Annotated in this window: 21 protein-coding genes and 2 tRNA genes; 18 read left to right on the forward strand and 5 right to left on the reverse strand. The window is 64.1% G+C overall.

Going from position 1 to position 24802, the window contains the following annotated elements:
- Positions 1-67: 67 nt before the first annotated feature.
- Together nadC and IFT65_RS04440 are read right to left on the reverse strand one after the other, a co-directional pair.
- Complete coding sequence (nadC, locus tag IFT65_RS04435; protein WP_192080468.1) at positions 68-934, reverse strand: carboxylating nicotinate-nucleotide diphosphorylase; 867 nt, start codon at positions 932-934, stop codon at positions 68-70.
- Positions 931-1200: a Trm112 family protein gene (locus IFT65_RS04440; protein WP_188324478.1), complete on the reverse strand. Its 270-nt coding sequence runs from the start codon at positions 1198-1200 to the stop codon at positions 931-933. The genes nadC and IFT65_RS04440 overlap by 4 nt, the downstream gene beginning before the upstream one ends.
- Before the next feature lie 58 nt (positions 1201-1258).
- Here IFT65_RS04440 and purE point away from each other — a divergent pair, with 58 nt between their 5' ends.
- Both purE and IFT65_RS04450 read left to right on the forward strand, forming a co-directional pair.
- Positions 1259-1762, forward strand: coding sequence for a 5-(carboxyamino)imidazole ribonucleotide mutase (gene purE / locus IFT65_RS04445; RefSeq protein WP_188324477.1), 504 nt, complete (start codon positions 1259-1261; stop codon positions 1760-1762).
- Complete coding sequence (locus IFT65_RS04450; RefSeq protein WP_192080469.1) at positions 1759-2907, forward strand: 5-(carboxyamino)imidazole ribonucleotide synthase; 1149 nt, start codon at positions 1759-1761, stop codon at positions 2905-2907. Before purE ends, IFT65_RS04450 begins: the two co-directional genes overlap by 4 nt.
- A 94-nt stretch (positions 2908-3001) precedes the next feature.
- On the opposite strand, the gene IFT65_RS04455 is transcribed toward IFT65_RS04450, so the two are convergent.
- Complete coding sequence (locus IFT65_RS04455; protein ID WP_192080471.1) at positions 3002-3583, reverse strand: Fe-Mn family superoxide dismutase; 582 nt, start codon at positions 3581-3583, stop codon at positions 3002-3004.
- Positions 3584-3704: 121 nt separating this feature from the next.
- On the opposite strand from IFT65_RS04455, the gene grxD reads away from it, so the two are divergent.
- From grxD to IFT65_RS04510, 11 genes are all read left to right on the forward strand, one after another.
- Positions 3705-4025 carry a Grx4 family monothiol glutaredoxin gene (gene grxD / locus IFT65_RS04460; RefSeq protein WP_188324474.1) on the forward strand — a complete coding sequence of 107 codons (321 nt, stop codon included), beginning with the start codon at positions 3705-3707 and terminating at the stop codon, positions 4023-4025.
- Positions 4022-4768 (forward strand): SDR family NAD(P)-dependent oxidoreductase, encoded by a 747-nt coding sequence (locus IFT65_RS04465; RefSeq protein ID WP_188324473.1) that lies wholly within the window; start codon positions 4022-4024, stop codon positions 4766-4768. Before grxD ends, IFT65_RS04465 begins: the two co-directional genes overlap by 4 nt.
- A 263-nt stretch (positions 4769-5031) precedes the next feature.
- On the forward strand, positions 5032-8226 hold the full coding sequence (locus IFT65_RS04470; protein ID WP_192080733.1) for a TonB-dependent receptor: 3195 nt from the start codon (positions 5032-5034) through the stop codon (positions 8224-8226).
- Between the two features lie 245 nt (positions 8227-8471).
- The gene (ppnN, locus tag IFT65_RS04475) at positions 8472-9863 is read left to right on the forward strand and encodes a nucleotide 5'-monophosphate nucleosidase PpnN (RefSeq protein ID WP_188324472.1); all 1392 of its coding nucleotides are present in this window, start codon (positions 8472-8474) and stop codon (positions 9861-9863) included.
- A gap of 214 nt (positions 9864-10077) precedes the next feature.
- Positions 10078-10596 carry a Tfp pilus assembly protein FimT/FimU gene (locus IFT65_RS04480; protein ID WP_188324471.1) on the forward strand — a complete coding sequence of 173 codons (519 nt, stop codon included), beginning with the start codon at positions 10078-10080 and terminating at the stop codon, positions 10594-10596.
- Complete coding sequence (gene pilV / locus IFT65_RS04485; protein ID WP_192080473.1) at positions 10593-11054, forward strand: type IV pilus modification protein PilV; 462 nt, start codon at positions 10593-10595, stop codon at positions 11052-11054. The genes IFT65_RS04480 and pilV overlap by 4 nt, the downstream gene beginning before the upstream one ends.
- Positions 11055-11086: 32 nt before the next feature.
- Positions 11087-12244 carry a PilW family protein gene (locus IFT65_RS04490; protein ID WP_188327318.1) on the forward strand — a complete coding sequence of 386 codons (1158 nt, stop codon included), beginning with the start codon at positions 11087-11089 and terminating at the stop codon, positions 12242-12244.
- Positions 12245-12251: 7 nt separating this feature from the next.
- Positions 12252-12737, forward strand: a complete 486-nt coding sequence (locus IFT65_RS04495) for a PilX N-terminal domain-containing pilus assembly protein (RefSeq protein WP_192080475.1) — start codon at positions 12252-12254, stop codon at positions 12735-12737.
- Entirely contained in the window at positions 12734-17419 is a 4686-nt protein-coding gene (locus tag IFT65_RS04500) for a PilC/PilY family type IV pilus protein (RefSeq protein WP_197973998.1), read from the forward strand. Before IFT65_RS04495 ends, IFT65_RS04500 begins: the two co-directional genes overlap by 4 nt.
- The gene (locus tag IFT65_RS04505; protein ID WP_274602793.1) at positions 17416-17853 is read left to right on the forward strand and encodes a type IV pilin protein; all 438 of its coding nucleotides are present in this window, start codon (positions 17416-17418) and stop codon (positions 17851-17853) included. The genes IFT65_RS04500 and IFT65_RS04505 overlap by 4 nt, the downstream gene beginning before the upstream one ends.
- Before the next feature lie 54 nt (positions 17854-17907).
- Positions 17908-17984, forward strand: a tRNA-Asn gene (locus IFT65_RS04510).
- A 36-nt stretch (positions 17985-18020) separates the two neighbouring features.
- On the opposite strand, the gene IFT65_RS04515 is transcribed toward IFT65_RS04510, so the two are convergent.
- A complete protein-coding gene (locus IFT65_RS04515; RefSeq protein ID WP_192080735.1) occupies positions 18021-18581 on the reverse strand; it encodes a GspH/FimT family pseudopilin in 561 nt (186 codons plus the stop codon).
- Between the two features lie 154 nt (positions 18582-18735).
- On the opposite strand from IFT65_RS04515, the gene uvrB reads away from it, so the two are divergent.
- The 3 genes from uvrB (at position 18736) to IFT65_RS04530 (ending at position 22252) form a co-directional block, all read left to right on the forward strand.
- Entirely contained in the window at positions 18736-20772 is a 2037-nt protein-coding gene (uvrB, locus tag IFT65_RS04520; RefSeq protein ID WP_188324467.1) for an excinuclease ABC subunit UvrB, read from the forward strand.
- Between the two features lie 163 nt (positions 20773-20935).
- Positions 20936-21010, forward strand: a tRNA-Val gene (locus IFT65_RS04525).
- Positions 21011-21319: 309 nt separating this feature from the next.
- A complete protein-coding gene (locus IFT65_RS04530; protein WP_197973999.1) occupies positions 21320-22252 on the forward strand; it encodes a hypothetical protein in 933 nt (310 codons plus the stop codon).
- A 26-nt stretch (positions 22253-22278) separates the two neighbouring features.
- On the opposite strand, the gene IFT65_RS04535 is transcribed toward IFT65_RS04530, so the two are convergent.
- The gene (locus tag IFT65_RS04535) at positions 22279-22596 is read right to left on the reverse strand and encodes a hypothetical protein (RefSeq protein WP_223202875.1); all 318 of its coding nucleotides are present in this window, start codon (positions 22594-22596) and stop codon (positions 22279-22281) included.
- A gap of 123 nt (positions 22597-22719) precedes the next feature.
- Between IFT65_RS04535 and IFT65_RS04540 the strand changes: the two genes are divergently transcribed.
- Positions 22720-23391, forward strand: a complete 672-nt coding sequence (locus IFT65_RS04540; RefSeq protein WP_192080481.1) for a response regulator transcription factor — start codon at positions 22720-22722, stop codon at positions 23389-23391.
- A gap of 2 nt (positions 23392-23393) precedes the next feature.
- Positions 23394-24740 carry a HAMP domain-containing sensor histidine kinase gene (locus tag IFT65_RS04545; RefSeq protein ID WP_192080483.1) on the forward strand — a complete coding sequence of 449 codons (1347 nt, stop codon included), beginning with the start codon at positions 23394-23396 and terminating at the stop codon, positions 24738-24740.
- Positions 24741-24802 lie beyond the last annotated feature (62 nt).

Genomic DNA, 24802 nt, shown 5'->3' on the forward strand with positions numbered 1-24802 from the left:
GGGTAGAGCGGGCGCTCAGATCGCCCGCGCGCAGCAGACCGGATTGGATTCCGGCCTGCCACACACATCAAGCCGGCGGGGGCCCCAGCTTCAACGACAGGTCGATGGCCTGCACGTGCTTGGTCAGACCACCGATGGAAATGCAGTCCACGCCGTCCTCGGCGATGGCCCGCAGGCCGTCCAGTCCGACGCTGCCTGACACCTCCAGCGGAATCCGCCCGGCGGTCAGGCGGACCGCATCGCGACGCAGTGCGGCCGGGAAGTCATCGAGCAGGATCCGCTCGCAGCCTGCCTGCAGGGCCTGCTGCAGCTGGTCCAGGTCTTCCACTTCCACGATCAGCGGCAGCTGCGGCCACATCGCGCGCGCGGCGGCGACCGCAGCGGGCAGCGAGCCGGCGGCGCGGATGTGGTTCTCCTTCAGCATCACCGTGTCGTACAGGCCGATGCGGTGATTGGCACCGCCTCCGCAACGCACCGCGTATTTCTGCGCCAGGCGCAGGCCGGGGAGGGTCTTGCGGGTGTCGAGGATGCGCGTGGCGGTGCCGGCCACGGCTGCCACGTGCCGCGCCGTGATGGTCGCCGTGCCTGACAGGGTCTGCAGGAAGTTCAGCGAGGTGCGTTCGGCACTGACCAGGCTGCGGCTGCGACCCTGCAGCAGGGCCAACACCGTACCGGCGTGGACCTGCTGTCCTTCATCGACCTTCCAGTCAATGCGTACGTCGGGGTCCAGCGCGCGGTGGGTGGCATCGAACCACGGCCGGCCGGCGATCACCGCATCCTGCTTGCAGAGCAGGTACGCCGTGTCGGCCTGGTCGGGCAACAGCGCGGCCGTGACATCCCCGCTGCCGAGGTCTTCGGCAAGCGCGCGGGCCACGTCGGCGGCGACCAGCGCCGGATCCGGCGCATCAAAGACGCCAGCGCCGGCGGTGCTCATGCGGCGGGGAAGTCGGCGATCTGGTCGGTTGCGATGGCTTCTTCGGCCAGCAGCACCGGGATGCCGTCGTCCAGGCGGAACACCTGCTTGCGGTCGCGGGTGACCAGGGCCTGGCGCAACGGCTGCGCCAGCGGATTGCCGTCGGCCTTGGTGACAGAACCGCTGCCGATGGCGCGGTTGAGGGCATCCAGCCCCTTGGCATCCAGCAGGGAAAGGGGCTGGCGGGTGTCCGGTGAGACCAGCAGGTCAAGCAGCTTGCGATCCATGGTTCTTCGTCTTGCGTGGAAGATGGCTAGAATACGTCTTTAAGGCAGGTGACGGCCAATGACCCCCAACCACCCCTCGCCGCTCGTCGGCATCGTCATGGGCTCCCGCTCCGATTGGGAAACCATGCAGCACGCGGCCCAGAAGCTTGAAGCACTGGGCGTTCCGTTCGAAGTGAAAGTCGTATCCGCACACCGCACCCCGGACGTGTTGTTCGACTATGCCGAACAGGCCGGTCCGCGCGGTCTGCGCGCGATCATCGCCGGTGCCGGTGGCGCGGCGCACCTGCCGGGCATGATCGCGGCCAAGACTGCGGTGCCGGTGCTGGGCGTGCCGGTGCAGTCCAAGGCCCTCAACGGCATGGATTCACTGCTGTCGATCGTGCAGATGCCGGCCGGTATCCCGGTCGCGACCTTCGCCATCGGCAACGCCGGTGCGTCCAATGCGGCGCTGTTCGCCGCAGCGATGCTGGCCAGCGATCAGCCCGCCATCGGCGAGGCGCTGGATGCCTTCCGCGCACGCCAGACCGAAGATGTCATGGCCCACGACGATCCGCGTCAATGAGTACGAAGACCGTTGGCATCCTGGGCGGCGGCCAGCTGGCCCGCATGATGGTCCTGGCCGGCGCGCCGATGGGCCTGCGCTTCGAGCTGTTCGATCCTGCCGCTGATGCGTGCGGCGGACCGCTGGCACCGTTGACCGTGGCGGCGTTCGACGACCGCGATGCGCTGGCGGCGTTCGCAGCGAAGGTCGATGTGATCACCTTCGATTTCGAGAACGTACCCGCCGACAGTGCGCAGTGGCTGGCCGAACGCGTGCCGGTGTATCCGCCGCCGTCGGCCTTGGCTGTCGCGCAGGACCGCCTCAGTGAGAAGACCCTGTTCCAGCAGTTGGGCATCCCGCTGCCGCCGTTCGCCGATATCCGCAGTCGTGATGAGCTTGCTGCCAGAGCAGCGGAATTCGGCCTGCCGTGCATTTTGAAGACGCGTCGCCTGGGCTATGACGGCAAGGGACAGTTCCGTCTGCGCAGCGAGGCCGATATCGATGCCGCGTGGGACGCGCTGGGCGCACAGGTGGATCGCACGGGATTGATCCTGGAGGGCTTCGTCGCCTTCCAGCGCGAAGTGAGCGTGGTCGCCGTGCGCGCTGTCGATGGCAGCTTCCGCGCTTATCCCGTGACGGGTAACTGGCATGTGGACGGCGTGCTCTCCGCCAGCGTCGCGCCCGCGCAGCTGAGCGCAGCCGAGCACGATGCGGCGATCGGTTATGCGCGCACGCTGGCTGACCATCTGCAGTATGTCGGTGTGTTCGCGCTGGAGCTGTTCTGCCGCGATGGCGAGCTGCTGGCCAACGAGATGGCGCCGCGCGTGCACAACTCCGGCCACTGGACGATTGAGGGCAGCGAGACCTCGCAGTTCGAGAACCACCTGCGCGCCGTGTTGGGCCTGCCGCTGGGCGACACGCGGATGCTGGGCCACGCGTGCATGTTGAACTGGATCGGTGCCATGCCCGACCCGCTGCCGGTGCTGGCGCAGGCCAGTGGTCATTGGCATGACTATGGCAAGCAGGCACGCGACGGGCGCAAGGTGGGCCACGCTACGCTGCGTGACGACGACGCGGGTGCGCTCGCAAGCGCCTTGCAGCAGGTAGGTGAAGCGCTGGACCGGCAGGCGCAGGTGGAACCTGCCGTACGCGCACTGCGCTGCTGATCGAGGTACTGACGGCCGCTGGCCGTCAGGTCGGGTAGTCAGCGCTTGCCGCTGCGCTCGCCGAGCGTGGCTCGGCACCGCCGGTCCCCCGACCTCAGTCGGGCATCTGCTCGCTCGCGAACTCCCAGTTCGCCGCTTTCCACCAGGCCTCCAGGTAGCGCGCGCGATCATTCTGGTAATCCAGGTAATAGGCGTGTTCCCACAGGTTGCACCCCAGCAGTGGGGTGCTGTGGCTGGTCAATGGCGTGCCCGCGTTGCGGGTCACCTGGATCGCAAGGCTGCCATCCGGATGCAGCACCAGCCACGCCCAGCCAGCGCCGAACAGGCCCAGCGCGGCATCATTGAACGCATGGCGCAGACCGGCCACATCGCCGAAACGACGCTTCACCCGGTCGGCCAGCCGCCCTTGCGGGTCGCCACTGCCGCGTGGGCGCAGGCACTGCCACTGGAACTGCAGGTTCCAGGCCTGGGCGGCCGACTCGAACAGCGAACCCTGGCTTTCACGGACGATCCGCTCCAGCGGGGCGTCTTCCCATTCGGTGCCGATGATCCGCTGGTTGACGGCGTCCACGCAGGCGCGCTGGTGCTGCCCGTGCTGCAGGGCAACCGCCCGTTCGGACAGGTGCGGCTGCAGGGCGCCGGGGGAGTAGGGCAGGGGGGTGAGTTCTATGGGCATGCGATCTGCGATGGGAAAGGGGATGCCGGTGGCCGGTTCCATCGGCTTACAATGGTGGCTACTGTGGGAAGTCTAGCCGACCGTCGCGGTCGGATTCGCCCATCCAGGAGGCAGTGTGGTTGTGGCAGTGATGCAACAGATCCAGGCCGAAGTTGATCGGTACCCCCTCGTGCTGTTCATGAAGGGTACCCCGCAATACCCGACGTGCGGGTTCTCCAGCCGCGCCGTGCAGGCCCTGATGGCCGCCGGTGCCGTCTCACTGCGTACCGTCAATGTGCTCGAAGAGCCCGAGATCCGTGCCAACCTGCCGCGCTTCTCCAACCTGCCGACTTTTCCGCAGCTGTTCATGCACGGGGAGCTGATCGGCGGCTGCGACATCGTCATGGAGCTGTTCGAGGCCGGTGAGCTCAAGCGCATCGTCGAAGAAGCCTCGGTTGCATGAGTGCCGCGCCTTCGCCTGCTGCTGACGGCGGGTCGCTCGAGGGCCGGGTGATTCTGGTCGTCGGGGCTGGCGGCGGTCTGGGCAGCACGGCCGCCGTGGCCTGCGCGCGCGCCGGTGCGACGGTGGTGTTGTGCGGGCGCAAGCCGCGTCGCCTGGATAGAGTGTATGCGCAGGTGCAGCAGGCCGGGCCGGAGCCCCTGTTGTATCCGCTGGATCTGGAAGGCGCCAGCCCGGATGACTACGCCGAACTGGCGGCCCGCCTGCACAGTGAGCTGGGTCGACTGGATGGCATTCTGGTATGCGCGGCAGACTTTCCCGGACTTACCCCATTTGAACTGGCCGATCCGGCCAGCTTCGCGCGCTCGTTGCACGTCACTCTGACCGCACCGGCGTGGCTGGTGCAGGCCTGCCTGCCTCTTCTGCGTCAGCGTGAGGATGCCGCCGTGGTGTTCTGCGTGGATGATCCCGCGCGGGTGGGGGCAGCCTATTGGGGCGGATACGGCGCCGCCCAGCATGGCCTGAGGGGGCTGATCGCCACCCTGCACGATGAACTCAAGAGTGGCCCGGTAAGAGTGTCCGGCCTGCAGCCCGGCCCGATGCGCACCGCGTTGCGGGCTCGCGCCTGGTCGCTGGACCAGGATGACGCCGCACAGGCCCCGGACGTCGCGGCTGCTGCTGCCGTGCACCTGCTGTCGCCTTCGGCCTTGACGCAGCGCGGTCTTGTCATGGACGTAAACGGGTAAGAACGGCGCGAATTCGTACGTATCTTCACGGGGAGTGAAGAAAACGTCACGTATGGGTTGCGTCGACATGCCTTTTGTCGCACTACCGTCACATTCAGATCGTACCGTGTTAATCTATTGTTAACCGTTGCGGCAGCTGCCGTTCACGGTTGGGAACCCCAGATAAATGTCCTTACAGCCTCCCGCAAGGCTGTCTGGATGCGCTTTTTTTCCGCCATCGCCAACTCGCATCGAGGCTACCCTAGATGAACCACCCGCTCCGGATGTCCAAGCTCACCCTTGGCCTCATGGCCGTGCTCGCCGCCGCCCCCGCCTTTGCCCAGAGCACCTCTGCCGGTGTCGGTGGTCAGGTTGTCTCCTCGGCCGGCGCGCCCGTTGCAGGCGCAGAAGTCACCATCACCCACACCGAGTCCGGCACCGTTTCGCGTGCGACGACCGATGCGGCTGGTCGCTACAACGCACGCGGTCTGCGCGTGGGTGGTCCGTACACGATCTCGATCACCAAGCCCGGTGAAGGCACCAAGACTGAAGATGGCGTCTATCTGGGCGTGAACCAGACCGGCACCATCAACGCCACGCTGGCCGGCGACCTCGCCGCCACCAACCTGGACGCTGTCCAGGTCATGGCCGTGGGCGGTGGCTCGGAAGTCTTCAGCACCACCAAAATGGGCTCGGGCACCAATATCAGCCAAGAGCAGATCGAGATGGCGCCGTCCATCGGCGGCAACATCCAGGATCTGATGCGTCTGGATCCGCGCGTGACCTTCATCGATCGCGCCTCCGGCTCGATCTCGGCCGGTGGCCAGAATCCGCGCTACAACTCGATCAGCATCGACGGCGTGTCCGCCAGCGATACGTTCGGCCTGGAAGGCAACAACATGCCGACCCGTCGCCAGCCGGTCGCCATGGAAGCCATCGAAGCACTGGACATCAACCTGTCCAACTACGACGTCAGCATCGCTGCCGCCGCCGGTGCCACCGTCAACGCGGTGACCAAGTCCGGTACCAATGAATTCCACGGTTCGGTCTACGGCACCTACCGTGACGGTGACTGGTTCGGCGACAACCCGGAAGGCCAGCCGTTCAACGGCTTCACCAAAGAAGAAACCTACGGCGTGACCGTGGGCGGTCCGATCATCAAGGACAAGCTGTTCTTCTTCGCCAACTACGAGAAGTTCAAGCAGGCTGCCCCGGGCGCCGATCTGTCGACCACCCCGTTGGGCAAGGCCAATGGCCAGTTCAGCCTGGCGGACGTGACCCGCGCCCAGCAGATCGCGCAGGGCTACGGCATCGAAGCCGGTGGCCTGGAAAGCAACGGCGACACCTCGATGGAAGAGTATGCGCTGAAGCTGGACTGGAACATCAGCGACAACCAGCGTGCCAGCGTTCGCTACAGCAAGATCGACCAGAGCAAGCTGCGCATCAACGGCATGACCACCAGCGCTGCCTCGCTCAGCTCGTACTGGTACCAGCACGACAAGACCAACGAGAGCTACGTCGCCCAGCTGTTCAGCGACTGGTCGGACAACTTCTCCACCGAACTGAAGGCTTCGTACCGCGAGTACTCGGCCATCCGTAACGTGAGCACCAATGCCCCGAGCGTGCGCATCTTCTTTGGTGGCAACGTGGGCGCGCCGTCCGGCGACTCGCTGTACCTGGGTACCGAAGCCAACTCGCAGAACAACGTCCTGCAGACCAAGGCGTGGAACTACTACGGCGCCGGCACCTTGACCCTGGGTGACCACGACGTCAAGTTCGGTGCGTCGTACGATACCAACGATATCTACAACTTCTTCGGCGCCAACTCGTTTGGCACCTACACCTTCTACGGCCTGGATAATTTCGCCGCCGGCCGCTGGAGCAGCTACAACTACGCCCCGGAGCGTACGCCGGGTTCTATCCCCGCCGATTACAAGTACAGCAACCTGGCCCTGTTCGTGCAGGACACCTGGTATGTGAACAACAACCTGACCCTGACGCTGGGCCTGCGTGCCGACCGTCCGGACACCAGCCCGACGCCGGCTTACAACGCACCTGCCTCGAACGTCTTCGGCTATAACAACAGCAAGGTGTTCGACAGCAAGTTCCTGATCCAGCCGCGCTTCGGCTTCAACTACACCTTCGACACCGAGCGCCCGACGCAGCTGCGCGGTGGCGTGGGCCTGTTCCAGGGTGACTCGCCGCAGGTGTGGCTGAGCAACAGCTACTCGGCGACCGGTTTCAACACCAACGTCTACAGCCTGAACAGCGCCGCGTACAACGATGCGCTGAAGTTCAACGCGAACAAGGACACCCAGCCGGTCCCGACCGCGCCGGGCTCGGCGATCCAGAACGTCAACTTCGTCGGCAACGACTTCAAGATGCCGTCGATCTACAAGGCCAATCTGGCCCTGGATCATGAAACCCCGTGGTACGGCATCGTGGCTTCGGCCGAACTGCTGGTCACCAAGGTCAAGGATGGCCTGTACTACCAGAACCTGAACCTGGGCCCGATCCAGTACCAGGGCCCGGATGGTCGCGATATCTTCTACAGCGCTTCGAAGGTCGGCGCCTGGACCGACAACGACAGCCGTGTCTCGCGCAACCGGGCTTACAACAACGTCTACCTGATCGACAACACCGACAAGGGCCGCACCTCGCAGTTCACCGCGTCGCTGTCCAAGCCGTGGAGCGATGCCAGCGACTGGTCCTGGAACATCGGCTACACCTACACCGATGCTACCGAAGTCGGTTCGCTGACCAGCTCCACCGCCAGCTCGGGTTGGGGTTATCAGTACGCCTTCGACGCTAATACCCCGGTCGAGAACACCTCGCGCTACCAGATCCGCGACCGCCTGTCGGGCTCGCTGAACTGGAAGCACAAGTTCTTCGGTGACTACGAAACCAAGGTTGGTCTGGTGTACGAAGGCCGCAGCGGCCGCCCGTACAGCTACGTGTTCGTCAACGACGCCAACGGCGACAACCGCAGCGCCAACGACCTGTTCTACGTGCCGAAGGGCCCGGGCGATGTGCTGTTTGGCACGCTCTCCAGCACTGGCGCGTTCGCTGCCGATGCGGCCATGGAGAAGAGCTTCTTCGATTGGCTGGCTGCCAACCCGGAACTGGCCAAGTACGCCGGCAGCTCGCCGGGTGCCAATGAGTTCCGCACTGGCTGGATCAACACCTTCGACATCCGTGTCAGCCAGCAGCTGCCGGGCTTCATGAAGGGGCACAAGTCTGAAATCTGGCTGGACGTGCAGAACGTTGGCAATCTGCTGAACAAGGATTGGGGCAACATCTACGACTACGGCTTCTTCGCCGACGCTCGTGTGGCCACCCTGCAGGGCATGTACCAGGGCAAGTACGTGTACAACTACCGCAGCGCCGATGCGCCGACGGTTGCCAACGCGGATGCCGACGGCTTCGACGTCGGTGTGTCGCAGTGGTCGCTGCAGTTGGGCTTCCGTTACCAGTTCTAAGCGGTAGCGTGTACCTGCTGTAACGGAGAACGGCCGGGGCAACCCGGCCGTTTTCTTTTGTCGGCGGCAGGGCTTGTGGAGCCCTCCGCGCAGGCGTAGCATCAACCCACGTATGCGGTGAAAGCCGCTGCCGCGACCTCCGGGGACGCTGGCGACGCCTATCCAACGGTCGGGTTTCCCGGCCGTTTTGCTTTTTAAGGGGGCAGCGCTAAAGTCGGAAACCTTGAGGAAGCGAAACGTTGGACATGACCACAAAGAGTGAGACGCCGGCACGTACGCTGCCGGTGCAGGACGCGCGGATCTACCCGCGCGGTGGGCTGGATGTGCTGTCGCGCGCCGAAGTGGCGCGCCTGCGCGATGCCTCCATCGGTGGCATGCATGAGCTGTTGCGCCGTTGCGCGCTGGCCGTGCTGACCAGTGGCAGTGCCTCGGACGATCCGCGCGCGGCGCGTGATCTGTACCCGGATTTCGATATCCAGGTGGCGCAGCAGGACCGCGGCGTGCGCATCGACCTGGCCAATGCGCCGGCGATGGCCTTCGTCGATGGCGAGATCATCCGCGGCGTCGCCGAGCTGCTGTTCGCCGTTGTGCGGGACCTGGCGTACATGGCCATCGAGATGGGCCCGGCCTACGCGGCCGAGCTGGAATCGTCCGATGGCATCACCAATGCGGTGTTCGGGCTGCTGCGCAATGCGCGCATCCTCAATCCGGGCGACCCGAACCTGGTGGTCTGCTGGGGCGGCCACTCGATCGGCCGCGACGAGTACCTGTACACCAAGCAGGTCGGCTATGAGCTGGGCCTGCGTGGCCTGGACATCTGCACCGGCTGCGGCCCGGGCGCGATGAAGGGCCCGATGAAGGGCGCCACCATCGCCCACGCCAAGCAGCGCCGCAGCGTGACGCGCTACATCGGCCTGACCGAGCCGGGCATCATCGCTGCCGAGTCGCCGAATCCGATCGTCAACCATCTGGTGATCATGCCGGATATCGAAAAGCGGCTGGAAGCGTTCGTCCGCATCGGCCACGGCATCATCGTGTTCGCCGGCGGCGTCGGCACGGCCGAAGAGATCCTGTACCTGCTGGGCATCCTGCTGCGTGAGGAAAACAAGGATCTGCCGTTCCCGCTGATCCTGACCGGCCCGGCGATGGCCGCGCCGTATTTCGAGCAGATCGATCGCTTCATCCGCCTGACCCTGGGCGATGCGGCGGCGGAGCGCTACGAGATCATCATCGGCGATCCATCGGCGGTGGCACGGCGCATGTCGGCTGGCATCAAGCAGGTGCGTGAGCACCGCCTGGCGCAGAAGGATTCGTTCTTCTTCAACTGGTCCATCGAGATCCCGTGGGACTACCAGCAGCCGTTCGTGCCCACGCATGAGGCGATGGCCGGCCTGGACCTGCACCACGGCCGGGCGCCGCATGCCCTGGCGGCCGACCTACGGCGCGCGTTCTCCGGCATCGTCGCCGGCAACGTGAAGGAAGACGGCATGCGCCGCATCGAAGAGTTCGGCCCGTTCCAGATCCATGGCGACGCCGACATGATGCAGGCGCTGGACGCGCTGCTGCGCGCGTTCGTCGACCAGCGCCGGATGAAGATCTCCGGTGAGTACAAGCCCTGCTACCAGGTCGTGACCTGAGGGCAGGGTAGGGGGCGGATCCCGTCCGTGATGCGGATGGGTTCCGGCCCTGCGGAGGTTGCCGCTGCGCTCGCCGAGCGTGGCTCGGCGCTACCGGGGGCCCGTGGTGCCGATCTTTTGACGCCCATCGCCCGGAATGACCGTTCGTCCTGCCGCCGCTTGCGCGCGGCAGGCGCGGGGCCCATCGTGCAGCCATCACGCTGGGGAGCGTTCCATGTCTTTACGCCGCATCAAGGGCTTCACGCTGCTGGAATTGATGGTCACGATCTCAGTGATGGCGATCATGGCCGCGATTGCTTTCCCGAGCTTTCAATCGACCCTTCGTTCCAACCGCATGGCGACTACGGCCAACGAGCTGATTGCTTCGATGGCGCTGGCCCGCTCCGAGGCGGTGAAGAACACCCGCGGTGCCGGAATCTGCGCGTCCACTGCAGGCGCGTCGTGCAACGGCACGAGTTGGGCCGGTGGCTGGATGGTCTGGGGCGATACCAACCGCAATGGCAGCTTCGATGCCGGCGAGCCGATCCTTCGTTTCTCCGAGGGCCGCCCCACGTTGACGGGCGTGAGTGATCAAGACCTTTCGTTCTCCTTCGATGGCCGCGGCCGCAGCCGTGCCAATGCGGCGAAAGACATCACGCTGAGGCCGCAGGAGTGCGCTGGCCAGCCGGTCCAGCGGCGCCTCACCATCTCGGCTACAGGCCAAGTTCGGCTTCACAAGGAGGCATGCGCATGAGCCCTCGGAATTGCAGTGGCGGACGACGCCAGGCGGGCGGCTTCAGCCTGATCGAGGTCATGATCGCCATCCTGATCCTGGGCTTCGGTCTGCTCGGCTTCGCGCTCCTGCAGACGATGAATGTGCGTTACGTCCAAAGCGCGAACTACCGGACCCAGGCAACCAATCTCAGTTACGAACTGCTCGATCAGATCCGGATCAACCGGGTGGCTGCCGACACGTTCGTCGGCAGTTACACCGCCACCACGACCAACTGCAATCCTCCCACGGGCAAGGACATCAGCAAGGACAGCTTCATGAGTGACTGGAAGTGTCGTCTCGGTAAGGCGCTGGGCGACAACGCGACAGCGACGGTGGCCAGCAACAACGGGGTCGTAACGGTGAACGTGACCTGGGGTGACGAGCGCTGGAATGAAACTGCCGCCGATACGACATTTACGGCGAGGACGCGTCTGTGAGCCCTTCATGTACCCGTTCGTTGCCTTCCCGCATGGCAGGCGTGTCGTTGGTCGAGCTGATGATCGCCATGGTCATTGGCCTGGTCGTGATGCTTGCCGTGATCCAGGTATTCGCCGCATCGCGCTCGGCCTACCAGTTGTCCGAAGGCCTGGCCCGCGTGCAGGAGAACAGCCGGTTTGCGATGGATTCCCTTCAGCGCGAGCTGCGCATGGCCGGTCACTTCGGCTGCGTCAACGACCAGGCACACGGCCTGCAGACACCCGCATCACTGAACTCCACCCTGGCCACCACGCACCCGGCGCTGGACTTCAGCAGGTCCATCCAGGGCTATGAAGCCACCGACACCGGTCCTGGCAAAACCCTGACCCTGCCCGCAACGCCCGCGACCGGAGGCACGGCATACAGCCCCGCGTTGCCTACGCAGTACGCGGCGGCATTGACCAACCGGGTCAATGGCAGCGACATCGTCGCCTTGCGCTACCTGATGCCTGAAGGCGTGCCGGTCAGTCTGATCGCGGGTACGCCGGCCAAACCCATCTTCAATTTCGAGGCGTCACGACTCGCGGTGCTGCAGAGCGGCGTCTCCGAGCCCGGTCTTTTCGGGGTGGCTGACTGTCTATCTGCCACCGTCTTCCAGGCCAGTGCCGTCGATAACGGTGGCAGCGTGACGTTCGACACCGCGCCGAACAACACCTCCGTTTTCAGCAGTCTGTACACCACCGGTCAGGCCAGCCTGTATCGCGCGGAGAGCGTTGTTTTCTACGTCGGCTACGATGCCACGTCGAAGCAGTCACAGCTCTACCGGGTGCGCTTCACCGCAAAGCCGGGCGGTGGACTGGCGGCCCAGGCGCCTGAAGCCTTGGTCGAAGGTGTTGAGAACATGCAGTTGCTATACGGACAGGATCGTCAGCTCGACGCAACAGCGCCGACGGGCTTCATTGATCGTCAAGGGACCGCGCTGGACGTCGAAGCGTCACTGACCGACAAGGCTCAGGCGTGGCGACGCGTCGGCGCCGTGCAGCTGGGTCTGCTGGTGTCCAGTCCGGACCCGGCGGCTGCGAAACGGACCACGGGCGACGCCGCTGCTCTGACCTCGCTGGGTGTGACATACACCGCGCCGAATGATGGACGGATGCGTTCGGTCTACCAGACAACCATCGCCTTGCGTAACCGCCTGTACGGCAACTGAGGTTTCCATGCCCGCTTCCCCGTATCGCTTTGGTCCGCCGCCCCGTCAACAGCGCGGTGCCGTGCTGTATGTCGCGCTCATCATGTTGATCCTGTTGGCGCTGATCGGTATTGCCGGCATGCAGGTAACGGGCATGCAGGAGCGCATGTCGGCCAACTACCTGCGCACCAACCAGGCGTTCCAGAACGCGGAGGCCGACGCACGCGGGATGGAACAGAACATCGAAACGAAGATCGCCGGTGGCGAAGTCTTCGTCGCTACCCAGGAAGAGTGCAGCCCGAGCTACGACCCGCTGACCTGGTCAAACGGCGTCACCGCCACCACGTCCAGTTATACCCGTCGGATCGACAAATGCTTTGCGGCCTCCAGTCGCCGCGTGGGTACGCGACAGAGCGAAGAGACCGGCAACATCTATCAGGTCACGGCCCTGGCCAGTGACGACCCGACCAATGCCGCGGCCAGCGCCGTCATCGACACGATCTTCATCCCATGAACAGTGACCGTCGCTTCCCCGGTTTTTCTCCCTCCCGCATTGCCCGCATCGGGCTGGGGCTGGCCTTGCTTGCGGGTATTGCCGCGCTGGTGGTGCCGCTGCGCGCGGCTGTCGGTGACTACGACGTCGCCCAGGAACCGCTGTACAGCAAGCAGACGCAGCCGCCGCTGATGATGATGGTGATGTCGCGCGACGAGCAGCTGTTCAACGCGGCCTACAGCGACTACAGCGATCTCAATGAAGACGGTACGCTGGATACCACGTATCTGGATACCTTCGAGTACGGCGGCTATTTCGATCCGAAGCTCTGCTATGCGCCCAGCGCCACCGGCAACGATGGCGTCTTCAAAGCGACGGGCAACGCGGGTGGCACCAATGGCCATACCTGTTCGGGACGCTGGTCCGGCAACTTCCTGAACTGGATCGCGATGAGCCGCCTGGACGTCATGCGCGGTGTTCTGTACGGCGGCCAGCGGTCAACCGATACGCTGACCAAGACGGTCATCGAGCGGGCACAGATTCCCAATGACCTTCACTCCTGGGTGAAGGTCTACAGCGGATCGGACATCGGCAACTTCGCGCCGCTGACGGGCACGCAGTCCTTCTGCAATGCGACGCTGGGTGCCGGCACCGCGACCAATCCCCCGCTGATGCTGGTGGCGGCGGGCAACTGGTCGGAGTGGGCGTCCACGGCGGGCTACCAGTGCGGCGTGGGCCGCTCGGGCGAAGGGTCATCCGACGTTCCGCGCAGCGCGACGACCTATGCTGTTCGCGTGGAAGTATGCGATTCGAGCGCGAATGCGATCCGTGAGAGCAACTGCCGCAAGTACAACGATGGCAATACTGATCGGTACAAGCCGAGCGGCGTGCTGCAGACGTATGGTGAGAGTGGTCGACTGCGCTTCGGCCTGGTCACCGGTACCTACGTCAATCCACGTGATGGCGGAACCCTGCGTCGCAACATCGGCAAGATCGCCGGAAACGCGAGCACGTTCTGCGCAGCTGGCGATGAAATCGATCTGTCGACCGGTCAGTTCTGCTACCTCAAGGCCGGTGCGACGGCGGCGGCAGAGGGGGTGATCAACACGATCTCCACCTTCAAGATCAACCAGTGGAATGGCAGCAGCAACTGGAACGACTGCAACACCTACGGCATCCTGAATCGACAGGACCAGAACGGCAACGGCAACTTGACCGATCCAGGCACCGGGGGCCAGAAGTGCAGTGCCTGGGGTAACCCGTTGGCTGAGATGTACGCCGAGGCGTTACGTTACGTTACCGCAGGTACGCCGTTGTACGGCGATCTCGGTGATCTGGCTGGGCTGCCGACCGGCGTGAAATGGGCCGATCCCTACCGTCAGCCGGCAAGCGGCGGCAACTCGTATTGCGCGACCTGCAACATCCTGGTGATGTCTTCGGGCCTGCCGTCGTTCGACAGTGACAATATCGGCTCCGTCGCCAACCTCGCTGCGGCAACGGCGGCCACCGATGCGGTCGGCACGGCAGAGGGCGTTGTCGGCAAGTCCTTCATGGCCGGCCGCAATACGGCGACGCCGCGCTACGCATCGCTGAACACCCACGAGGATATCTGCCAGGGCCGAACGGTCGGCAAGCTCAGCGACATGCGCGGCATCTGCCCGGACATCCCCTCGATGGAGGGCAGCTACATGCTGGCCGGGCTGGCGAAGGCGGCGGCCGAGACGGATCTGCGCCCCGGGGTGCAGAACAAGCCAGCGGGCTACAAGGTGACCGCGACCACCTACACGGTGGCCATGGCCGAAAACCTGCCCAAGTTCGAGATCAATGTTGGCGGCGGCAAGATCGGCATTTCGCCTCTGTGCCAAGCCAACAACGGCGGCAATGCGACAGCAGCCTCCAACGGGTGGCGCAGCTGCTTCCTCGGCGCGGTCGGAATCGGCACCAAGGTGTCCACGACCTCGCAGGCGAACGTGTACGGGCGGCCCTACAAGGCTGACGGCACTGCGGGCAGCTTCTCGCTGGTGTGGGAGGATTCTCTCTGGGGCAATGACCACGACAACGACGTCGTGGCGATGCTGAGCTACTGCGTTGGCGCCAGCTGCGGTGAGGCAACCGGCCACAACAACATCTGCTGGCGTGCGGACTCGCGTGCCGCAAAGAGCTACAGCGCGGCCAACATCAATACGGCGGTCTGCAACGGAGACAACAACAACGTCGGCAGTACAGTGCGCGGCACGGTTGCGGCGGACGAAGTCATGATCCGCATCGAGAACCTGTCCGCGTATGCCGGCAACGCGATGCTGTCGGGCTACACCATCACCGGCTCCAATTCGCCCAACACGGTGCAGCGACTCGCGCTGCGCCCGGGCAACCAGAATGACTCGGTGCTGACGTCCAACAATAATTTTCCCAGCACATGGGACAAGCCGGTAGTCATCAAGTACAAGTTGTCTACAGGCGCAGCCGAACAGCTGGAAAGCCCACTGTGGTATGCGGCCAAGTACGGTGTGCCGGCGGGTGGCAAGAAATGGGATAGCAAGAAGGCGGGCGTGCCGGACAACTACTTCCTGGCCCGTAATCCGACCAAGTTGAAGGAGGCGCTCGAAGCGATCTTCGATAGTGCTGCTGCGGGCGATGCGCCTGTTGGCGGAAGCGGCAGCGGTGCCCGTATCACCACGGGATCCTTCACGGTCAGCTCCAACTTCAAGGTGCCGGAAGGCTCAAATGATTGGACCGGCGACGTCGTAGGCACCGCGGTCACGTCCGACGGAACCGATGGTGCGGAGCTGTGGCGCGCGTCCAGCCGGATTTCCGGCTCCACCCGGCGCATCTACATGGCCACGGCGCCGACCAGCACGAGCACGGCGGGCGAGGTCAAGGCGGTCGCTGCGGCAGAGTTCACTTCGACCAATGTCCCCGGTGCTGATCGCCCAGCAAAACTCTCGGCGATGGGCTTCAGCAGTTCGATCCCGAGTTGGTTCGGCTCGCGCAGCGTGGACAACCTGGTCTCGTATCTGCGGGGCACGCCAATCAGTGGCCTGCGGACACGGACATCGCCGCTTGGCGACATCGTCAATTCCTCGACCGAGATCGTGTCCAACCGGGACGATTATGGCTACGCTTCCTGGTCACAGAGCACGACCTCATGGAAGCGAACCATGGGGGCAGCCTACGCGACGTACCTGACCACCAAACGCGGCACGGGTGGCGCTCCGACGATGGTGTATGTCGGTGCGAACGACGGCATGCTGCACGGGTTCAATGCGTCTACGGGCAGTGCTGCGGGTAACGAAGAACTTGCGTTCATCCCATCCGCTTCGCTGCAACACATTGCCGAATTGGCGAACCCGGCCTACGGGCACCGCTATTACGTAGATGGTTCGCTGACATCGGCTGACGTTTACTACGGTAATGCATGGCGCACGGTGCTGGTGGGCAGCACCGGTGGCGGTGGTTCGAGCAAGGCGCCCAATGCGGCGACCATCGGCAATGGGTCGGTATTCGGCCTCAACGTCACCAACCCGACTGGGTTCGATGCGTCCAGTGTGCTGTGGGAAGTCTCCGGCAAGACGGAATCGGACATGGGCTTCGTGCTCGGCAAGCCGGTCGTGGTGCCCGTCACCGCAGCAACATCCGGCGGCCCTCCGCGCTTCGTTGCATTGTTCGGAAACGGGGTCAATTCCACCAGCGGCAGGGCAGTGCTCTTCGCCGTCGATATTGCGACCGGCAAGGTGCTGAAGCGCTTGACCTCGTCAGAGGCGGCTTACACCGGGCGCAATGGATTGATCAACATCGCCCCAGTGGCGTTGAAGAACAGCGATGGCATCACCGACACCGTCTACGGCGGAGACATGCAGGGAAATCTGTGGAAGTACGATCTCTCCGATGCCAACCCTGAGAACTGGAGCATTGCGTTGAGTGGCAAGCCACTGTTCTCGGCGGTGCGCGACAATGCGAAGCAGCCCATCACCGGCGGTATCGAAGTGAGCAGTGGCCCCGGTGGGGGTGTCAGCCTGTTCTTCGGTACCGGCCAGTACTTTGCTGCGGATGACAATCAGGTCAGTTCTGCATCGCCGGTGCAGTCGCTGTATGGCATATGGGATGATCTGAAGACGTCGGTGACGGGACGCAGCCAACTGGTGGCACAGACCATTGGCTCGGCAGCCAATAGCAGCGGTTACGCCGTCCGTACTGTCAGCCGTAACGCAGTGAGCTACACGACGAAACGGGGCTGGTATGTCGATCTGATGGTGGGCACGTCCGTGGAGGGCGAGCGCTTTGTGGGTAATCCCAATATCCAGAACGGCATCGTCTTCTTTACGGCTTATGTGCCCGGTACGTCGATCTGCGGTAGCGGCGGCGGTGTCAATTGGCTTTACGGTCTGAACCTGCTGACCGGCGCAGGGTCCATGTCGGGACTGAGCCCGGATCGCAGCGGAGCTCCGGTGTGTACCGGTGACTGTGGCGGCATCGCACTGACCAAGGGGGGCGATCTGAGCAAGGGGCCGCCGGTACGTGACACCAGTATCTTCGTACCACCGCCACCGGCAGCGCTCACGGGTTGCAAGCCTGGAGATCCGGGCTGCAGCGTGGATGAACGCATCAATCGTGAGAAGTGCACCTTCGTGCTGCGTGCGCCGGGCGCGGACGGTCTTTACATGCCGCGTCCCTGTGGCAGACAGTCATGGCGGCAGATCCGATGAGGACAGTGACGATGCGAAATGGAAACAGACGTTCCCTTGGCAGGCACGCCGTGGGCTTCACCCTGATTGAACTGATGATCGTGGTGGCGGTGATCGCGATCCTGGCGGCAGTTGCTTTTCCGTCCTACAACGACCATGTGCGTAAATCGCGCCGCGCCCAGGCAAAAGCCGACCTGGTGGAGCTGGCGCAGCAGTTGGAGCGCCATCACACCGTGCAGAACACGTACGCGGGACTGACGCTGCCGATTACCCAGTCTCCCCGGGATGGGACCTCGCGTTACACACTGTCTTACAGCGGCAACCCCAGTGCATCGGCCTTCAAGCTGCAGGCTGTACCGGGCACCGGCCAGGACAAGGACAAGTGCGGCACGCTTACGTTGGACCAGGCGGGGCGGAAAACGCCGAACAACGCCACGGTGGAAGGTTGCTGGTAGGCCTTGTTCAGGGGGTTGCACTGCTCCCGCGATGTTGGCTAGAATGCGCTCCCCGCCCGAATAGCTCAGCCGGTTAGAGCACTTGACTGTTAATCAGGGGGTCGTTGGTTCGAGTCCAACTTCGGGCGCCAGTTTCACGAAAAGCCGCGAGAAATCGCGGCTTTTTGCTATTCTTTTGGCTCCTTCATGCCGCACGGCAGGGGCCAGCGTGTACGCACCCGATGGCCGCGCAAGCGCCCGGGGATGCTGACGACGATCTTGCTGGTAGTGCGGTCCCCAACGCAGATACTCAGTGTCTGGTTGAGTCCGGCGCTTCTTCCGTCCGGCCTGAATCTGAACGCAGGACGCGAGTTGTCGTGATGGACCTGCAGGGCACTGCGCGGACGCTGCTCCACCAGCAGGATCGGCACGCTGGGCTGGCGCCGTGGCGTTTTAGATGATTCAACGACATACAGCAGCCAGCCGTGCGCCCATTGCGCTCCGCAGGTCACCCCGTCGCTGCTGGGGCACACTTCGACATAACGTCGGCGCGTGATCGCGGTGTTGCGTGCGCTGGCCAGCACGGACATCAACTGCATGCGCAGGGCGTCGGCACGTTGGTTTTCCAGCAGCGTGATGAACCCGGGTACTGCAAGGAAACAACTGATCGCCAACAGGGCGACAACGATCAGCATTTCCAGCAGCGTGAGTCCGGAGGCTGATCCTGCGGTGCGTCGGGGCCGGGGCATCGGAGGTCTCCGGTTGGGGTGGGGCTGGGCCCAGCATCGCCCCCCTGCGCGGCACAGGCCGTCGGCTGACCCGGGCCAAAGGCCTCCGGCATCCCCTCAACCGGCCGTCACCAACCCCCCCGCTATACTGGTCCCCCCCTGACCCGGCAGCCCCATGAGCGACCGTTTCCAACTCGTATCGCCGTATTCGCCGGCTGGCGACCAGCCGAACGCGATCGAGAAGCTGACCAGCAACTTCGAAGCCGGCGTGGCCAAGCAGACCCTGCTGGGCGTGACCGGCTCGGGCAAGACGTACACCATCGCCAACGTCATCGACCGCATCCAGAAGCCGACGCTGATCATGGCGCCGAACAAGACGCTGGCCGCGCAGTTGTACGGTGAATTCAAGGCGTTCTTCCCGCACAACGCGGTGGAGTACTTCGTCAGCTACTACGACTACTACCAGCCCGAGGCCTACGTGCCCTCGTCGGACACCTTCATCGAGAAGGACAGTTCGATCAACGAGCACATCGAGCAGATGCGCCTGGCCGCGACCAAGACCCTACTGTCGCGCCCGGATGCGCTGGTGGTGGCGACCGTATCGGCCATCTACGGCCTCGGTGCGCCCGAAGATTACCTGTCGCTGCGCTTGATCCTGTCCAAGGGCGAGCGGATCGACCAGCGCGACCTGATCAACCACCTGACCCAGTTGCAGTACACGCGCAACGAGTACGAGCTGCATCGCGGTACGTTCCGTGTGCGCGGCGAAGTGATCGACGTGTTCCCGGCCGAGTCGGACAGCGAGGCCCTGCGCATCGAGCTGTTCGATGGTGAAGTGGAAAAGATCACGCTGTTCGACCCGCTGACCGGCGAAACACTGCGCAACATGATGCGCTTCACCGTGTACCCGAAGACCCACTACGCCACCACGCGCGAACGGGTGCTGGGCGCTGTAGAGACGATCAAGGTAGAGCTGAAGGAACGGCTGGACCAGTTGTACGCCGAGAACAAGCTGGTGGAAGCGCAGCGCTTGGCGCAGCGCACCCAGTTCGACATCGAGATGATGGCCGAGGTCGGGTTCTGCAACGGCATCGAAAACTACTCGCGTCACCTGACCGGCAAGCCTGCCGGCTCGCCGCCGCCGACCCTGTTTGATTACCTGCCGCCGGACGCGCTGCTGGTGATCGACGAATCGCATGTGACGATTCCGCAGATCGGCGCGATGTACAAGGGCGACCGTTCGCGCAAGGAGACGCTGGTCGAATTCGGCTTCCGCCTGCCCTCGGCGCTGGACAATCGGCCGCTGCGTTTCGAGGAATGGGAACAGCGTTGCCCGCGTGCGATCTACGTGTCGGCCACGCCCGGTCCGTATGAATACCGCGAAGCAGGCGAGGACATGGCGGAACTGGTGGTGCGCCCGACCGGCCTGATCGATCCGATCGTGGAAATCCGCCCGGTCGGCACGCAGGTGGACGACCTGATGAGCGAGGCCAACGAACGGATCAAGATGGGCGACCGCGTGCTGGTCACCACCCTGACCAAACGCATGGCCGAGAACCTCACCGAGTACCTGAGCGAGCACGGCATCCGCGTGCGTTACCTGCATTCGGACATCGAGACCGTGGAGCGTGTGGAGATCATCCGCGACCTGCGGTTGGGCAAGTTCGACGTGCTGGTAGGCATCAACCTGCTGCGCGAAGGCCTGGACATGCCGGAAGTGTCGTTGGTGGCGATCCTTGATGCGGACAAGGAAGGTTTCCTGCGCTCAACCGGTTCGCTGATCCAGACCATCGGCCGCGCAGCACGCAACGTGCGCGGCAAGGCGATCCTGTATGCGGACCGGATGACGCGGTCGATGCAGGCGGCGATCGATGAGACCGACCGGCGCCGGGCCAAGCAGGTCGAGTACAACGAAGAGCACGGCATCGTGCCCAAGTCAGTCGCCCGCCCGATCGTGGACGTGCTGGAGGGCGCGCGCTCTGACCCCTACGACAAGGGATCGCGGAAGGGGAAAGGCAAGGCCGGCAAGATCGGTGCGGTGGAACTGGCAGAAGAGGGGGCCGATTACGCCACGCTGTCGCCATCCCAGGTGGCAACGAGGATGAAGGCACTGGAACAGCGGATGTATCAGCACGCCAAGGACCTGGAGTTCGAGGAGGCCGGCCGCGTGCGCGACCTCATCAAGCGCCTGAAAGAAGCCAGCCTGGCCTGAAGCGGGCACGCGTAGCGCCAAGCCACGCTCGGCGGAATCCCCGAAAGCGCGCGCAATCCTCTCTTTCGAAGATTCTTCACAAAAGTGTTGCACAACCCCGGTCTCCTCCGTAATATACGCGGCCTGCCCCTACGCAATCGCAACGGGTCAGGACGCAACAAACGGGCGGTTAGCTCAGCGGTAGAGCACTACCTTGACATGGTAGGGGTCACAGGTTCGAACCCTGTACCGCCCACCACTCTCAAGCCAGATGCATCAAGGCTTGAAGTGGAAAGAGCAGATTCACGGGTCACGCAAAGTGACCCCGCAGTGACCCCAAGCAGGTCACGAAGCTCAAGTTGGACCTCGCCAAACTTCTACCAGTGTACTGACCGTCAAAGTCGGGTTCGATCCTCTTTTTTCACGCCGTTTTGCGATAAGCGTGAACGAGATGACGGATAACGGTCATCAGCAGCGCCCGCTTGCATTAACGCTTTGTCTACGCGCTTGGCGGCGCTAGGATCGACGTGCATGCACGACCATGCGCATGAGAAAAGACGGGCGTAACATGGGTGACATGACGCAGTTTCGCATTACCTACGATGGCCCTGCACTGGCTACTCACGAGATGGATGCCAGAGAGCTCGCACCCGCGCTCATGGCGATGGCGGACCTCCTGGATTCGAGTGTGCGCGCGCTGCACGGTGAGCGTGCGAAGGCGCAGATCAACGTAAAGGGGTCGTTCAAGACGGGCAGTTTCAATGTCGACTTCACGACGGCGATCAACTTCCTGAAAGCGGCGAAGGATATTTTCTCAGGCGATGGGATGACGGCCATTGCGAATGCGACGGCGGTTCTAACGGCACTCGGGTTGACCGCGAAGCTCGGCTACAACGGCGTGGCGCAGGTTCTCAAATGGTTGCGCGGCAGGCGCATCACCAACGTACAGTTGATGGCCGATGGGAACGTCACCATCGTCGCCGACGACGACGAGCAGGAAGTGGAATACCAGGTTCTGGTTCTGTTGCGCGATCTTGCCGTACGTCAGGCCTTCGATCGGGTGCTTGGACCCTTGGACAGAGAGGGGATCGATACCTTCGCTGCGGGCGATGAAGCTGCATTTGGTGTCGTGATCAGAGAAGACGAGCGCCCCTATTTTTCCGCCCCAGCGGGGCAGGACGAACTGATCATCGAGGACAGCAGGAAGATGGCCTTTTCGATCGTCTCCCTCGCGTTCAAGGAGGAAAACAAGTGGCGGCTGTCGGATGGGAACTCGACCATCAATGCGAAGATCTCCGATGCGGAGTTTCTTGCAGGCGTCAACGCCAACGAGACCTCATTCACCAAGGGCGACGTGTTGATCTGCGAGGTCAAGGTGACTCAGTGGCAGACCCCATCGGGTGCCAAGACTGACTACGAGGTGGTCAAAGTCATCGAGCATCGGCGCGCAGCGACGCAGATATCTTTTCCCGGTATGCGGCCGCCTACCGAAGGGCGATAACGCCCCTGGTGCTTGGGCTCTCCCCCTCACCCCGCAGCAAACGCCTGGCGCAAGCTGTGCAGTGAATCCTGCCGGCAGGTCGTCGCGCACGCTTCGCCCATCTTGAATTCCTGCAGGCGCATGCCGACCAGCGTCAGCGACAACGCATAGCCGCTACCGGGTGTGTTGCGCGCATGGCTGATGGCATGGCGGGCAAGCGCATCCACGTGATCGCGATCCGGCAGCAGGCCCAGGTACGCGCGCTCGGCGCTGTCCAGGTCCGGAGCCATCAGCACGACCCGCGGATCGTGAGGAGGGGAGAGCAGGGCGGGCGCAGGGCTGGCCGGGGAGGGGGAGGCATCCATGGCGTCGTTCGGCTCGATACAGAAGCGGTCCGTGCACGATGCGACATCAACATTGTCGGAACATTGCGCGGCGGCCGGGGGGCTTATCATCCACGCTGTTCCTCCCTGGCCTACCGGTTCCCCATGCGCATCCTGCTGGTTGAAGACGACCCTGATCTATCCCGCGCCCTGCAGTCAGGGCTGGAACGGCAGGGTGTGGTCGCCGATGCCGTGGATACGTTGGCTGCCGCGACGGCCGCGCTGCGCGAGCCGGTGCACCAACTGGTGCTGCTGGACCGCCAGTTGCCCGACGGTGACGGTGCGGATTTCGTCGCGGTGGCGCGCGCCCTGCGTCCCAACATCCCGGTCATCATGCTCACCGCGAAAGGCAGTCTCAGCGACAAGGTGGAAGGCCTGGACGTGGGCGCGGACGATTACCTGGTCAAGCCGGTTGCCATCGAGGAACTGATGGCGCGCATACGCGCTGTTGCGCGGCGACCGAGCGAGATGGTGGCGCCGGTGCTGAGGCTGGCCAACCTGACCTTCGATTTCGAATCCCTGCAGGCCGACGTGGAAGGCCATGCGCTTCCCTTGCCGCGCAGGCAGGTGCTGGTGCTGCAGGCCCTGGCCCTGCGCCAAGGGCGCACGGTCACGCGCAGCGCGCTGGAAGAAGCGGTGTACGGCTTTGACGATGACATTCAGTCCAACGCGCTGGACGCGCACATTTCCAAGCTGCGCAAGGCGCTGCAGCAGGCGGGGGCGCGCGTGGAAATCCATGTGATCCGCGGCGTGGGTTACCTGTTGGCCGAGGTATGAGGATGAACACCGATATCCGCTCTATTTCCCTGGGCCTGGCGTGGCGCGTGTGCCTGGCGCAGGTGTTCACCGTGCTCATCGCGGTGATGGCGTTGATCCTGACCTGGGGTGACCAGGATTCGGTGCAGATGGACATGTTCATCTCCGACGATGTGGTGGAAGCGCTGCACGGGGATGGCACGGCGATCACCTTGGACCGTGCGCGCTGGGACGCGCTCAATGCACGCGCTGGCGGCAACCTGTGGTTCGTGGCGGTGGACGAACGCGGCAACCGACTGTCCGAGGGCGCGGTGCCGGAGATCCATCGCGAACTGCTCTCCCGCCTGGAGCGGGTGGGCTACAGCGAGCTGGGATCGTTGACGCCGCCCTACCTGGATGCGGCCCGCATCATGATCAGCAAGGAGAACGGCCGACGGCTGACGGTCATGGTCGGCGGGCAGCCCAAGGGCGGCATGTGGGAGGGCGCGCTGCTGGTGCTGCGGCTGATCGGACCGTGGTTTTTCCTGCCGCTGATCGTGGTGACTCTGCTGGTCATGCCGCTGGTGATCCACCGTGCGATGCGCGGTGTGCGCCGTCTCGCCCAGCAGGCCAAGCAGCTGGATATCGGCAAGGCAGGCGCACGGCTGGATACGCAGATGGTCAGCAGCGAGATCGCGCCGCTGGTCAGTGCGTTCAACGATGCCATCGGCAAAGTCCAGCAAGGCTATGCCGCGCGTGACAAGTTCCTGGCGGATGCGGCCCATGAGCTGCGGGTGCCGATCGCCGTGGTGCAGGCGCGCCTGTCGCAGCTGCCGCAAGGCGCATTGAAGGCGCAACTGCTCAACGACGTGGCGCGGCTGGGCAATGTGGCTGAGCATCTGCTCGATCTGCAGCGCCTGGACCGCAGCGTGGAAAAACTGCAGCCACTCGATCTGGCGATGCTGGCGCGCACGGCCGCGGCGGAACTTGCGCCGTTGGTGATCGGTGCGGGCTACAGCTTCGAGGTGGATGCGCCGGAACAGCCGGTGTGGATCGTCGGTGATGGCATCGCGCTGGGGCGTGTGCTCGCCAATCTGGTGCACAACGCCATCGTGCACGGCGGGGGGCGCGGCACCATCAGCGTGCGCCTGGACAGCCGTGGGACGCTGGAAGTATCGGACCAGGGTGCCGGTGTGCCGGAGAACGATCGTCAGGCTATTTTCGAGCCGTTCCATCGGCTGCGTGCCGCTGGCGGTGGCAGTGGGCTGGGCCTGCATCTGGTGAAGGAAATCGTCCAGCACCATGAGGGAACCGTCTCGGTGGGCGAGGCCCCGGGAGGCGGTGCCAGTTTCCGCATCGCCTTCCACCGCACGGTGCGCCGACCCGACTGATCTCCCGACACGCGGTCGGGCACTGCGCCGATATGAGCCGGCGACCGGCCGCGCGATGCTGG

The sequence above is a fragment of the Stenotrophomonas sp. CFBP 13725 genome, from assembly GCF_014841935.1.
Lineage (GTDB): Bacteria > Pseudomonadota > Gammaproteobacteria > Xanthomonadales > Xanthomonadaceae > Stenotrophomonas.

What these genes read in the sequence shown, in the direction of transcription:
- nadC (WP_192080468.1), bottom strand. Translation starts at nt 934, where the DNA reads ATGAGCACCGCCGGCGCTGGCGTCTTTGATGCGCCGGATCCGGCGCTG.
- IFT65_RS04440 (WP_188324478.1), bottom strand. Translation starts at nt 1,200, where the DNA reads ATGGATCGCAAGCTGCTTGACCTGCTGGTCTCACCGGACACCCGCCAG.
- purE (WP_188324477.1), top strand. Translation starts at nt 1,259, where the DNA reads ATGACCCCCAACCACCCCTCGCCGCTCGTCGGCATCGTCATGGGCTCC.
- IFT65_RS04450 (WP_192080469.1), top strand. Translation starts at nt 1,759, where the DNA reads ATGAGTACGAAGACCGTTGGCATCCTGGGCGGCGGCCAGCTGGCCCGC.
- IFT65_RS04455 (WP_192080471.1), bottom strand. Translation starts at nt 3,583, where the DNA reads ATGCCCATAGAACTCACCCCCCTGCCCTACTCCCCCGGCGCCCTGCAG.
- IFT65_RS04465 (WP_188324473.1), top strand. Translation starts at nt 4,022, where the DNA reads ATGAGTGCCGCGCCTTCGCCTGCTGCTGACGGCGGGTCGCTCGAGGGC.
- IFT65_RS04470 (WP_192080733.1), top strand. Translation starts at nt 5,032, where the DNA reads ATGTCCAAGCTCACCCTTGGCCTCATGGCCGTGCTCGCCGCCGCCCCC.
- ppnN (WP_188324472.1), top strand. Translation starts at nt 8,472, where the DNA reads ATGACCACAAAGAGTGAGACGCCGGCACGTACGCTGCCGGTGCAGGAC.
- IFT65_RS04480 (WP_188324471.1), top strand. Translation starts at nt 10,078, where the DNA reads ATGTCTTTACGCCGCATCAAGGGCTTCACGCTGCTGGAATTGATGGTC.
- pilV (WP_192080473.1), top strand. Translation starts at nt 10,593, where the DNA reads ATGAGCCCTCGGAATTGCAGTGGCGGACGACGCCAGGCGGGCGGCTTC.
- IFT65_RS04490 (WP_188327318.1), top strand. Translation starts at nt 11,087, where the DNA reads ATGGCAGGCGTGTCGTTGGTCGAGCTGATGATCGCCATGGTCATTGGC.
- IFT65_RS04495 (WP_192080475.1), top strand. Translation starts at nt 12,252, where the DNA reads ATGCCCGCTTCCCCGTATCGCTTTGGTCCGCCGCCCCGTCAACAGCGC.
- IFT65_RS04500 (WP_197973998.1), top strand. Translation starts at nt 12,734, where the DNA reads ATGAACAGTGACCGTCGCTTCCCCGGTTTTTCTCCCTCCCGCATTGCC.
- IFT65_RS04505 (WP_274602793.1), top strand. Translation starts at nt 17,416, where the DNA reads ATGAGGACAGTGACGATGCGAAATGGAAACAGACGTTCCCTTGGCAGG.
- IFT65_RS04515 (WP_192080735.1), bottom strand. Translation starts at nt 18,581, where the DNA reads ATGCCCCGGCCCCGACGCACCGCAGGATCAGCCTCCGGACTCACGCTG.
- uvrB (WP_188324467.1), top strand. Translation starts at nt 18,736, where the DNA reads ATGAGCGACCGTTTCCAACTCGTATCGCCGTATTCGCCGGCTGGCGAC.
- IFT65_RS04530 (WP_197973999.1), top strand. Translation starts at nt 21,320, where the DNA reads ATGGGTGACATGACGCAGTTTCGCATTACCTACGATGGCCCTGCACTG.
- IFT65_RS04535 (WP_223202875.1), bottom strand. Translation starts at nt 22,596, where the DNA reads ATGGATGCCTCCCCCTCCCCGGCCAGCCCTGCGCCCGCCCTGCTCTCC.
- IFT65_RS04540 (WP_192080481.1), top strand. Translation starts at nt 22,720, where the DNA reads ATGCGCATCCTGCTGGTTGAAGACGACCCTGATCTATCCCGCGCCCTG.
- IFT65_RS04545 (WP_192080483.1), top strand. Translation starts at nt 23,394, where the DNA reads ATGAACACCGATATCCGCTCTATTTCCCTGGGCCTGGCGTGGCGCGTG.